The 12,149-nt window shown below is 43.5% G+C and carries 11 protein-coding genes and 1 pseudogene; 2 read left to right on the forward strand and 10 right to left on the reverse strand.

Features of this window, described 5'->3' with window-relative positions; translation table 11 throughout:
- The first annotated feature begins 71 nt into the window (after positions 1–71).
- Positions 72–1,148, forward strand: coding sequence for a helix-turn-helix domain-containing protein (locus ACJJIY_RS20655; protein ID WP_445358734.1), 1,077 nt, complete (start codon positions 72–74; stop codon positions 1,146–1,148).
- Positions 1,149–1,238: 90 nt separating this feature from the next.
- Positions 1,239–2,669, forward strand: coding sequence for an amidohydrolase family protein (locus ACJJIY_RS20660; RefSeq protein ID WP_445358735.1), 1,431 nt, complete (start codon positions 1,239–1,241; stop codon positions 2,667–2,669).
- 173 nt (positions 2,670–2,842) lie between these two features.
- Here ACJJIY_RS20660 and ACJJIY_RS20665 read toward each other — a convergent pair.
- The 10 genes and pseudogenes from ACJJIY_RS20665 to lysS form a co-directional block, all read right to left on the reverse strand.
- Positions 2,843–3,877, reverse strand: a pseudogene (locus ACJJIY_RS20665) (IS481 family transposase).
- Between the two features lie 169 nt (positions 3,878–4,046).
- Positions 4,047–4,877 carry an alpha/beta fold hydrolase gene (locus ACJJIY_RS20670; protein WP_444896561.1) on the reverse strand — a complete coding sequence of 277 codons (831 nt, stop codon included), beginning with the start codon at positions 4,875–4,877 and terminating at the stop codon, positions 4,047–4,049.
- A 483-nt stretch (positions 4,878–5,360) separates the two neighbouring features.
- Complete coding sequence (locus tag ACJJIY_RS20675) at positions 5,361–5,948, reverse strand: dienelactone hydrolase family protein (RefSeq protein WP_444896560.1); 588 nt, start codon at positions 5,946–5,948, stop codon at positions 5,361–5,363.
- A 58-nt stretch (positions 5,949–6,006) separates the two neighbouring features.
- A complete protein-coding gene (locus ACJJIY_RS20680) occupies positions 6,007–6,477 on the reverse strand; it encodes an N-acetyltransferase (protein WP_444896559.1) in 471 nt (156 codons plus the stop codon).
- A 201-nt stretch (positions 6,478–6,678) separates the two neighbouring features.
- Positions 6,679–7,269, reverse strand: a complete 591-nt coding sequence (locus ACJJIY_RS20685; protein ID WP_444896558.1) for a TrmH family RNA methyltransferase — start codon at positions 7,267–7,269, stop codon at positions 6,679–6,681.
- A gap of 524 nt (positions 7,270–7,793) precedes the next feature.
- On the reverse strand, positions 7,794–8,105 hold the full coding sequence (locus ACJJIY_RS20690; RefSeq protein WP_444896557.1) for a hypothetical protein: 312 nt from the start codon (positions 8,103–8,105) through the stop codon (positions 7,794–7,796).
- Between the two features lie 68 nt (positions 8,106–8,173).
- Entirely contained in the window at positions 8,174–8,677 is a 504-nt protein-coding gene (locus ACJJIY_RS20695) for a T6SS immunity protein Tdi1 domain-containing protein (RefSeq protein WP_444896556.1), read from the reverse strand.
- Between the two features lie 84 nt (positions 8,678–8,761).
- The gene (locus ACJJIY_RS20700; protein ID WP_444896555.1) at positions 8,762–9,079 is read right to left on the reverse strand and encodes a hypothetical protein; all 318 of its coding nucleotides are present in this window, start codon (positions 9,077–9,079) and stop codon (positions 8,762–8,764) included.
- Positions 9,080–9,580: 501 nt separating this feature from the next.
- The gene (locus tag ACJJIY_RS20705) at positions 9,581–10,471 is read right to left on the reverse strand and encodes a hypothetical protein (protein WP_445358736.1); all 891 of its coding nucleotides are present in this window, start codon (positions 10,469–10,471) and stop codon (positions 9,581–9,583) included.
- 151 nt (positions 10,472–10,622) lie between these two features.
- On the reverse strand, positions 10,623–12,107 hold the full coding sequence (lysS, locus tag ACJJIY_RS20710; RefSeq protein ID WP_444886817.1) for a lysine--tRNA ligase: 1,485 nt from the start codon (positions 12,105–12,107) through the stop codon (positions 10,623–10,625).
- Between the last annotated feature and the right edge of the window lie 42 nt (positions 12,108–12,149).

The following is a 12,149-nucleotide window of genomic DNA, read 5'->3' on the forward strand; positions in this document are numbered from 1 at the left end:
AGGAAGTTTCGAACGATGTTCCCATTTAAGAAATTCTGCTTATCGATTTATAGATTATTATTTGAGCAAACATGGTAAATTACTCCGCATCTAATTTTTTACAGATAGCCTTTATCACCCTATCGATTCTAGGTATTGCATTACTTTGGGCGCAAACCCGTTTTACAGCAATGCGATACTTGTTAGGCGCCACTGCATTATTGATGACATTTAATTTTATAGAAGAAACGAAAGTAGTTAATCTTGGTTATTTAATCACGCCTTCGTTCTCATTATTGATGGGCCCATTATTTTTTGCCGTAGTTGCACAATTAATATCCGCCAGTTATCAACAACAAAGTAAACACTGGGTACACTTAGTACCAGCAGCAATCAGTTTATTATTTAATCACTGGCCCCAGTGGGTTTTAGCAGCCGGTACTTTAAGTCAGATTGTTTATTTCTCATTAAGTATAAAAGCGCTTATTCGATATCAACATATCTTGCCCCAAAACCGCTCCGATGCTAACAAATTGAGAGCTGATTGGGTTAAGCGTATCCTATGGGTTCTGGTTGGCGTTGCACTGGTGGATGCAGTGCGGCATAACTTGCAACCTTACTTACCCACTACTCTTTTGCTCAGATGGTACCTTGTTATGCAGCTGAGCTATTTTTTGATTGTTGCTTTGCTTGTAATTCGCGCGGTTAGGGAACCGCAGCTATTTGCGGGTTTAACAGATGGTGAACAAGCCCTGGGCTTATCCGTAATAGAGGGTTGTGACAAGGGAAAGTGCAAAGCTGACGAAACGACTCAGGCGGATACGCTTTTCAAGGAGCTTAACAAACAGGTTCATAGTCAACAGCTCTATCGCCTACCAAGGCTATCCCTCCGGGACTTGGCACAACATACAGGGCTTGGAGAGAAAGATATTTCCTGGGCCATTAATCAGGGCTATGGCAGTAACTTTAATGACTATGTTAATGCCCAGCGTTTGGCAGATGTAGTTTCGCAACTTGATTCAGCAAAAGAGGGTGATTCGGACAAAAAAGTTCGTCTCCTCGATATTGCACTTGAAGCGGGCTTTAACTCTAAATCCAGCTTCAACAGCCTGTTTAAGCGCCACCTTGGGATGACTCCTAGTCAGTATTTAGCAGAAAAACCTCAATAATGGTTACTTTGGACGTGCAAAATCTGGATTTCGGACGCTAGAAGCTGATAATTTTGGCATTTTGGCCTCTTTGATACACAAGAGGTCATTATGAGGTTTTCTTCCTATTTTGCTCGTTCATGGAAAGCAGCGGTAGCTATTTTAGTGTTCATTAGCGTTGCTGCGCTCGGATCTTGGGGATGTGCATGGTACATCCCTCCCTCTTCCTACGGGTTAGCTGAACAGAATGCTCGCATTGTAGTTACCGATATCACAGTCATCGACACCCAGCATAATACAGCCGCAAGTAACCAAAACCTCGTCATTCAAGATGGAAGAATTACCCAAATAACTAGCGATGTAATACCTGAGATTGAAGGCGAGCTGAGGATTAATGGCCTGGGTAAATATGTGATGCCAGGCTTAATCGATATGCACAGCCATGTATGGGGGCGGTCCGATCTATTAGCTATATTAGCGCACGGAGTCACTCGCACAAGAGTTATGGCTGGCAATTCCCCTCAGCGTATTCTTAAAAAATGGGTCGATACTGGCGATATAGTCGGGCCTCATATGGTGTTATCCGGTGCACCTGTTAATCAACATTCCCACTATGCCAGTGGCCGACACCACAAGTTTATTGGTAGTAAAGAAGAGGCTCGCCAGCTGGTTCGCCAGCAATATCAACAGGGGTACCAGCAAGTTAAAGTTTATGACGGTTTATCCCGTGAGGTTTTCTTCGCTATAGCTGATGAGGCGCAAAAGCTCGGCATGCCTTTAGCTGGCCACCCGCCTTTTGGTATTACTCTCAATGAATACTTATCGGCTAAACCGCAGTCATTAGAGCATGTGAAAATGATCTTTCAGGCACATTTGAACTACGATTATCAGCAGGAGAGTTTCGATGAAATTGTGCAGCAACTACTAGATAGCAACGTACCAGTTAGCCCTACATTAATCGTATATGACAACGTAGCACAGGTCGCGCAGCATGGGCCAGACTACTGGCACAGCATAGCTGATGATCTCGATCTCAATCACCCCGCGATAAAAGCAATGGGTGAGCAGAATGTTAATGGGATACATAATGCTAAAGCACAACAGGATTGGCAGGGTAAATCCAACATTTTCGGGGATATGGCCAAGCAGCTAAACCAAGCCGATATTGAGATACTGATAGCGTCTGACGGCGGAACCTTCTATACGCCCAACGGCTTGGGCACTATTCAAGAAATGCAACGATTAGTGGAGGTGGGGATTCCTGTTCAAGATGTATTGCGAGCAGCAACCCATCACCCAGCAAAAGCACTGGGTATTAGCGATAAGGTGGGCTCCGTTTCCACAGGCTTTAATGCTGAACTATTGTTGCTCGAAGATGATCCACGAGAAAACTTGAACACACTCACCAGGCCCCTAGGGGTAATTTTGGATCAGAGCTATTTCGATAGACATAGCCTTAGTGAAATGAAAGAGCTAGCCAAAAGCACAGGATCGAAAAGTAATTTCTATTTTTGGTGGATTGTGGATAATTATATTTATTAGCGACTATGCCAGTTAAATTAGCTACTAATGTACCCAACGAAAGATAAAGCCCAGCCGAATTAGAAGGGAATTCCATACTAATAGGTAGAGTCATCCCACAAAATTAATGTGTAGTAATTCAGACTTGATCTGACAGTTAGCGATTTTTCAGAAGGTGTTCTGTCAGGTCAAATTCAGTTTACAAATTTTTCCTTCCAGACGCTTTTTCTATCCTCAAGTGTTACCATCGGTGTGCGGCCACAACACTTTTTACCCTGATGGGTACCCTCACTATTGTAACATACGAGCCATTCGTCCAGATCCCTTTGTAACTCTTCTATTGATCCATAGATCTTGCAGCGTAATGAAGGCTGGTAAAACTCTTGTAGAATCGTTTTATGGAAGCGCTCACAGATGCCGTTGATTTTCGGATGCCTGGCTTTTGTCTTGGCGTGTTCTATTTCGTTCACACTTAGATATAGCTGGTAGTCATGCTGTTCCAACTTGCCACAATATTCAGTACCACGATCAGTTAGGATACGCAGCACCGGTAGATCATGCATGGCGTAAAACGGCAGCACACGATCATTCAGAAGGCCCGCCCCGGTGATTGGTGTTTTGGTAGTATGCAACTTGCAATGAGCTACCTTTGCATATGTATCGACATAGGTTTGCTGATAAACACGTCCAACGCCCTTAAATGCTCCTACATAGAAGGTATCCTGCGAGCCCAGATAACCTGGGTGTTGAGTATCAATTTCACCACAAACTTCATCACCATGCCGTTTTCTCTCCAAAGCCTGAACCTGTAACTATATGAGGATCAGCCCCTCTGCAGCTACGTTGGCCTCAAGTGCCTTTAATCGCAATTTGAAGTTAGCCAGGTCATGCCGTAACCAGATACCCCGAACACCACTAGGGGTCACAAGCACACCGCGTTTACGCAGTTCATTGGAAACTCAAACCTGCCCAAGGGCAGGCTCCTGGAGGGCATAGGTTATAACTGCCTATTCAATAACTATATCAACACGATTTTTGTGATTGAGTACACGCCGGTTCTTCTCAAAAAGAGCTTCCACGCTGCCACCAAAAACGGCTTCCATGTACCGATAGAAGGTGTCTCTCGATATACTCAGCATCTTACAAGCTTTGGATATATTGCTAAATTCTTCTGCCAAATTTAGTAATCCGGTCTTATGTTTGATGATGCGGTCATTAGTATGAATCATGGAATTTAACCTTGGTTTTTCTTTTAGGTTTAGGCACCTTCATCAAAACCGGAAAGCCCTCTTTTTCAAGAGAATGTGTCAGATGTGACCTGAACCAATTCAGCCAAGGTTAGCTCGAGAGAAATCTCGTAGACCACTAATAAATAGGCTCATGGTTATTTTATGAGAATTATTTCAGGACCTTGCTCTCCAGTAATTCAATCTCTTTAAGTACAATCCAAGGGTCTGTTTCGTCAAATAAATGACTCGAATACTCCATAACCACATGCTTTACATCTTCATTTATTTCCAATAAAGCCGCTTGTGATTGATTCCAGGTGTCATTATATGCATCAACATCAGCATAACTCATTCCTGTTTGCCTAATTTGGTTGTGCCGCATTCCCCGACTCATAACAGTAATGGGAATGTTATTTACTAGCTGATATCTTTTATGATTTCGTGCTGATTCTTCGAAATCTTCATAGGAGTGATGCTGCTTTTCCCACGCTATAATCCTCTCCATAATACTCCACCCTTCAGGGGAGAGAGATGATTTCAAATTTTCTAGCCAGGATTCATGGGATGTATCTACTAACAACAGGCCTGAGACAACTTCGGGTTTTTTATGTGCAATGGCTCTTGCTATCTGCCCACCAAAAGAGTGCGCGACTATTACTACAGAACTCCACTGCTTCTTCTCTATAAACTCCCCTAACTCATCCGATAGCTCATCCATAGTTCGCAGTTTCAACTCAGAATGCTTGCTTTTACCTGTCCCGGGTCTGTCGTACATGCACAACATAGAATTCTTTGACTCAAAATTATGGTATGTATTCTTGTAGGTACTATGAGCATCTAACCCCATACCGGAGACCATCAAGATTACTTGGTCACCTGACCCTTTACACAGGTATGCGATATTATTTCCATTAATATTAACAAAGCTATATTTGTGCTCATCTTTCGCAAAAACACTCGAACACCAGATCAAAGCAAGAAATACTATAAAGACTCTCATAACTTTCCTTTAGAGTTGACACTACATTTATCAAAAAAACAAACAAATCGAGAGATTGGACAGCCACCAAGACTTAGCCAAAAAGCAGAAAACCAAACTGCTAAGCTTATAGGCAAAGCCAGAAAACAGTACCATTTAGAGCGTTTTTTCGTTTAGTTTAGAAAATTCATTCTTTCATCCCCTCCAATGATTGTGATGCTGCACCAGAGACTTTAAACACGACCTCCTCAACAGCCAAAATAACAATTAATGTAATTAACCAATAAGAAATATCTCACGCAAATACCTTTTGACCGTAGAGAATAAACCAGGGGTATCATAGGCTTTTATGATTTAGCTCAAACCTCTCGATTAACTCAATGCGCTCGAACTCTAGACTCAGAAATGAACAACAAGGAGCATACTCTTTTTGACAAGCACGAACAAGATGATAAAAACCTCTTACTAGAATCTAGATTATTTTTATCACGCTAACCACCCAGATCAATGCATCAAGTTGAAATCTGTACAGATAGAATTGTTAAGTGCTGTACCACACACCACCTGTCTATATTTAACATAGCCTTCCGCATTGTAATTTCTGGAATGGGGATTCATAAAACCATGAAGGTAAGTGGAATGATGAACCTCCACTTGCTCTTTCTGCTTCAACGTCTGTATGACCTCTAATACAGAAAAATGAGACTCCATCACCGGGAATATCAAGCGCGTAGGAAATATAGGATCAATTTTGACGTAATGGCGAATTTGTGAACTATAAAATAAAATTGCCCCTGAAACATTACTCAAAGCTTGATGATCAGATAACCTCCATATGGCCGATGCACCAATACTAAAACCTACTAAACTCACATGACCAAATGATGCGCTGATTCTCTCTGATAATTTTTCAACGTATTTATCGAGTCCAACCTTTGATGTAAAGTGTGAATACGCCTCAACTTCACAATCGAAATTCATCAATTCTGAATTATACGGATCAACTATCTCTACACTACCAGGAAGATCAGCTGCAAATCGCTCTAACGCTTTTGTACGACCAAAAATATCTGAAACCAAAATCCAAGCCATAGTTTATTTTTTTCATATAACAAGAAAGAAACGATACACCGACCAGTTATAGTTTATTCTATGCATATTTATCGAGTTCGATACAGTATGTCGTAAAACATCGACCCAACAGCTCGGTTTTATGTACTGTTTTGGATATTCTTTTCAAAGCTCTGTATTCTGGCCTACTGTCAAGCAAATGACACACTATTTCTTTATGCCCCAACTCCTTAGCCCAACCGATCATTATTTTGAATACTGAGAGTCCAAAACCCCAAAACTGTTGAGATATGACAACAGCCATCTCAAAGCCGCTATCGTCAGGTTGAATACCACACCACCCAGCTAATACTCCACCGATGTAAATTAGTCGAACACGGCACCCAGGCAGGGAGTCTACTTCTAACTTAAACTTGATCCACCCATTAAGGCTTTGGTCATCAAAATATTCATGTTTAATTAAGTGCTCCCTAAGTGAATCCTCATTGAGTACAGCTAACAGCTCACCTCGATTCGCTTGGGTTAGTTCCTTAAACTCTATTCTGCTCATATTAAAGTAACTTTGACCTTATCGTTTTGGGGTGCTTTTAAGGACGAAATAATTTTTGCTTGCTTTATGAGTTACCCAAGAGTAATTGCGACCGAAAGGTAGGTGCCTATTCAATAAGGAAAGTTTCTTAATCCATTTGAGGAAAAGAATGCAGCCACAGTGTAAAAAACACAAAAATAGGACATCAACTCCATCATTCTATTAGTCGCTACGGTTTGCTCTCTTGTACTTTTCCTGGTACTCGCGGCGCTGCTTAGTAACTTCATATAATACAATTCCAGAAGTTGTTCCGAGGTTCAGGCTTTCAATCATTCCAAACATTGGAATGGATACGCAGAAAGCGCTATTTTCGACTGCAAGATCACTTATACCTCTAGATTCGTTACCAAACCAAACAGCCAGTTTTGGCTGAGTGTAATCAGCCTCATGCAATATAAAGTTGTCTTTTCCTTTTACATGGGGAGAGGTGACAATCGAGATAAATCTATTTTTTGCCAAATGATCCAGGCATTCCTCGGTACTATCAAAACGCTTTACGAAGCTCCATTTGATCGCAGAGACAGATGGTTTTGAGAGTGACTTTCTTTCTCTCATTTCCTGCCATTCATTGGGCAATAGGTTGCGTGGATCAACAATATACGTTTTTTCAACGCCTAACGCATTGACGTTTCTTATGACTGTTCCAATGTTCTTCATATCCATTGGGCACTCGAGAACAGCTATCAGATTTTTACAGCGATAGGGCTTAATTTCATCAGCTCTTTTTCGGGCACCATTTTTATCAATTTCCATATTCTCGAAGACCTTAGATAATTTGTTCACTACTAACATCGCAGTCAGACACAGCCTGGACTGTGTAAATACTAACAACAATAAGCGCAGCAACCTCACAAAATATGTATAATGCTATGTTAATGGCTGCATTACTTAATTAACTATTAAGCTACATCGACGCCCATAAACCGCCTATATAATTAAACGATATTATACCTAGCGCCAAATAATACAGGGTAGTGCCGATGGACAGTTGTACCCAATACTTTTCTCCACCCATCGATTTGCAGTGATAAAACCATACAGCCCCTATGGCTATCAATGGGCCAACAACTCCCCAAAAAAACCCATGTAATTATTCCAGGAACAAACTGAACATTGATAGAAACTATGTTCAGTATCGTATATAAAATTGTAAATAGTACAGTTTTAGTCAAAGGATACTTAATTATTTCCACTCTCTACCTAGACATTTAAACTTGAGCATAGAGCACACTGTCTAGCCGCAACATCAGCAAACAGCATGCGCCAGTTATAGGAAGTTAACTCCAAATAACCCATCCGATAGCCACTCCTAAAACCAAGCAGGAAGCTCCTATTTTAACCAGTAAGTTATGCTCTGCTCTATCTTCCATTATGGCGCCCTGAATGTACAAGTTAAGCGCTTTTTCTGCTTCATCTGAAGATGGAAATTCCTTATAGAAATTCAGTAAAGCGTTTTGAACTTTGGGTACCCACGAGGATGGATGATCCTCCTCAGGAGTATAATCTAATACAGCCAAAACATAAGGTGCCTGGGGCTCTACTAGCTTTCCTATTTCCTTAGCTTCATCGTAATACTGAGATATATCCATCGTTGTATCTACGTATACCATTTCAATTAGATGATACCTTTGCAGTCGATTGTACTACCTTGTTAGCCCTAAAACTTCCACCAAGACTTCCTTTTTGGCTTGACCAAGGTAACACTTTCAATTGGAGTGCCCTCTGGCAAACCCTGAACTTTTTTATGAAATTGTCCTGATATTGAGAAGTGGACTTCGATATCAGTTATCTCAAAATTTTCTATGTCAATTTCACCACCAAGAAATAGAGGTATCTTAATGCTGTAAATCATATATTTAGAAAGTGACTTACCTGATTCAATCAAGCTACGTACAAATTTTGCCCCCATAAAACCGCTAACAAATTCAGAGTCTTGTAATTTTGAGAGAAACTCTTCTCCATCTTTTGCGATGAACTCGACTTGGCAAAGTGTAGTACTCAAAAACTCCACTTCATTGGTTTTTACGTTTTGAATAAACGCATCGCCAAGAGCGGTAATAACTATAGGTAACTTACCCTTACCAATAAGCCATTCCCAATCGGATAGAAGGTCTCCCTGGTTAATATGAGAAAAATTTACTGTTAAATCATTTAATGTCATGAGAATATTTTTACTAGTTAGCGCTTGCGAACCGGAGTGGAGATCAAAACTACGAAGCAGCGGATCATGGCCTACTCTGTTAGATCACCACTCCCTCATTTTTCCATCATTTGCCATATAACTATTGACCAAGCTTTCAGAAAGGCTTGCAACTCTCATAACCTCCTCCTCTGTCAGCTCTCTACCTAAATTTAATTTAAGCTGAGAAAATGCCTTCGAGTCTTCACAAATCACGCTTGGCATGGACGATATTGCTGCCCATTCAATTTCGTGACCTGGTATATTTGTAGTAGCCTCATATGCATCAACTACCCATCCACACCCCAATCGAATTGCAATTAACCCACTTTCGACAGCTCTTTTATCATCTTCTGGAGTTAGATTTTTTGGATGAATATACACCCATTGGTGAACATCCTCGACAGCCTTTTTCTTTATCGCTTTTAATGCAGCCTCTCCACCGACTTTATACTGAAGGTACTCAAGAAGCCCCTCTACACTTGAATAGTCCTCTGATGAAAGCTAATCATACTGATCATCAATAATAAATTCACATTCATCAATTAGCTCTTTGAGTTGCTTTTTATCAAAATGATTTAGTTCCGAGTAATCCTTAAGATCTAGGACAGGTGGAATTTCCATATATGCTCTTCAAATCTAACATTTATATAATAGCTGCCCAAACCACTATTATCTTTACTACGGTTTAAAATGTAAATTCGCTCCTCACATTTACTTTTTATTATGAAGCCAGTGAGGCAAGCATAAGTGGGACCATAGAGCCAAATAAAAAAATGCGCTCTATATGGCCACTATCACAAGCACCAATTAAATATCTAACTCTTTGATTTTAAACTTATGACTCTAATGATCTTAGTTTCTTCAAAAACTGAACTCGCTTAACTACCACCGCCAAGTCGCCGCTATATACGGCCCATGTTGAGTAATATCATAAGCAAAACGCCCATCAGACAGTCGATCGGAATAGTCAATACTGTAATACTGATACCCAAAACGCAGTGAAGTGGTTTTCCTGGCACGCCAGTCGATTCCGGCTAACAGATTCCACTGTAAGTCATCACCCCCAGCGCCAAAGCCTCCCAGTTCAGTGCGTACAGCAATGGTTAGGCATTCAGTAATTCCGATTGCACCTCGCGCAGATAGTGTAGGTTCCCACCAACTCTGTTTGCCTCCGAGGCGATTCCTGAACTCGGGCCTGGGGCCTATATTAATTCCCGCTCGTGCTTTCACTTCCTGCTTTAATCGGTTCCAGCGCAAACCCGCTCCCACATCTACAAAGTACTTTCGCCCACTATTAGCCAGGTTCCCTTCTAAAATCCGGTAACCGGCTAGGGCATTTATCCAGCCCTGGCGAGCATCCACCTCTACATCAATATCTACATCGATATCTAGCTGTGGGTTTCGCGGCGGGGTTATGGTTGCCCCCTTATCCAATCTGAGATGCACATAGTAGAGATTCGCCACTACCCCAAAGCGCCCTTTCCAGGCTTCCAGACGTACAGAAAATGCAGCGTTGAGGAGCTCCAGGGTTTTGCTTAAATCCAGATCAATATCGACACTGGTGTCAGCGACAGTAGAAGTCCCTTTAGTGCGAAGCGGGAGGAAAAGGTAGGGAGTGGCGAGGAAGCGCCAGTCATCGGGCTCTTTGGAAGTTAGGCTGGCAGCTGTTGCAGGCTCCGAACTTTGCGCAGCGGCGGTACAGGAGATAAAGCTACAGAGCGTTAGCGCCAATATTTGCCTTGCGCTTTTCGCTTTCGCCTGTCCCTGTTTCATAGCAGTAACCGCTCCAAATCATTCGAGGCTCGATAGAGCACCAATGAATAAGGATAGATAGAGCTGAGGGAAGTTTCAGAGTGAGGAAATATGCGGCATAGGGAGAGGAAATACTGCCGGGTAGGTAAAACTACCCGGCAGTGAGAAGCGATTAGTCGTTCGCTTCAGGGCGCATATGCGGGAACAGCAGTACGTCGCGAATCGACGGAGAGTTGGTAAACAGCATTACCAGACGGTCGATACCGATGCCCTCACCAGCGGTGGGCGGCAGGCCGTATTCCAGCGCGCGGATATAGTCGGCGTCGTAGTGCATGGCTTCGTCGTCACCGGCATCTTTCTCCGCAACCTGGGCTTTGAAGCGCTCGGCCTGATCTTCCGCGTCGTTCAACTCGGAGAAACCATTGGCAATCTCGCGGCCGCCAACGAAGAACTCAAAGCGGTCGGTGACAAACGGATTGTCATCATTGCGGCGAGCCAACGGAGACACTTCGGTTGGGTACTCAGTGATAAAGGTCGGCTGGTCGAGACGGTGCTCTACAGTCTTCTCGAAGATCTCGATCTGTACCTTACCCAGGCCCCAGCTATCTTTCAGCGGGATTTCCAGCTTCTCAGCTACCGCGCGGGCGGATTCGATATTGTCGATATCGGCCGCAGTCAGTTCCGGGTTGTAGTGCAGGATGGAGTCGAACACAGACAAACGCGCGAACGGCTTGGAGAAGTCGTAGCTGCTGTCCTGGTATTCCACAGTGGTGGAGCCCAGTACATCTTCACAGATACCGCGCAGCATCTTCTCGGTGAGGTCCATCAGGTCGTTGTAGTCCGCGTACGCCTGGTAGAACTCAAGCATGGTGAATTCAGGGTTGTGGCGCGTGGATAGGCCCTCGTTGCGGAAGTTGCGGTTGATCTCGTAAACCCGCTCAAAACCACCCACGACCAGACGCTTCAGGTACAGCTCCGGGGCAATACGCAGGTACATATCGATATCCAGCGCATTGTGGTGGGTAACGAACGGACGCGCGCTGGCACCGCCGGGAATAACCTGCAACATGGGCGTTTCCACTTCCATAAACTGCTGGCCGTTGAGGAAGTCGCGAATGTACTCGATCACTTTGGAGCGCACGCGGAACACTTCGCGGGCTTCCGGCGTCGCGATCAGGTCCACGTATCGCTGGCGATAACGCATTTCCTGGTCGGCGATGCCGTGGAATTTTTCCGGCAGCGGGCGCAGTGCTTTGGTCAGCAGGCTGTACTCTTCACAGTTGACGTAGAGGTCGCCCTTGCCGGATTTGTGCAGTGTGCCTTTTACACCGACAATATCACCGATATCCCAGGCACCGAAGCGCTCTTTAATATCTTTCTGTGCCGCTTTATCGGCGTATAGCTGGATGCGGTCAGACACATCCTGGATCACCATAAAGGGTCCGCGTTTAGCCAGGATTCGCCCTGCTACGCACGCCCGTTTACCCAGTTCTTCCAGCTCCTCTTTCTGTTTATCGCCGAACTCAGCTTGCAGGTCGGCAGCGAGGTTCTCGCGGCGAAAACTGTTGGGGAAAGCATTGCCCTTCTCGCGCAGAGCGGAAAGCTTGGTGCGGCGCTCGGCGATCAGTTTGTTTTCGTCTTGCTGGATATCAGTCATGGTGATCTATCAGTTTTGTGATTGATATTGCCCCTCATCGAC

The sequence above is a fragment of the Microbulbifer maximicatervae (SeqCode) genome (genome assembly GCF_052468155.1).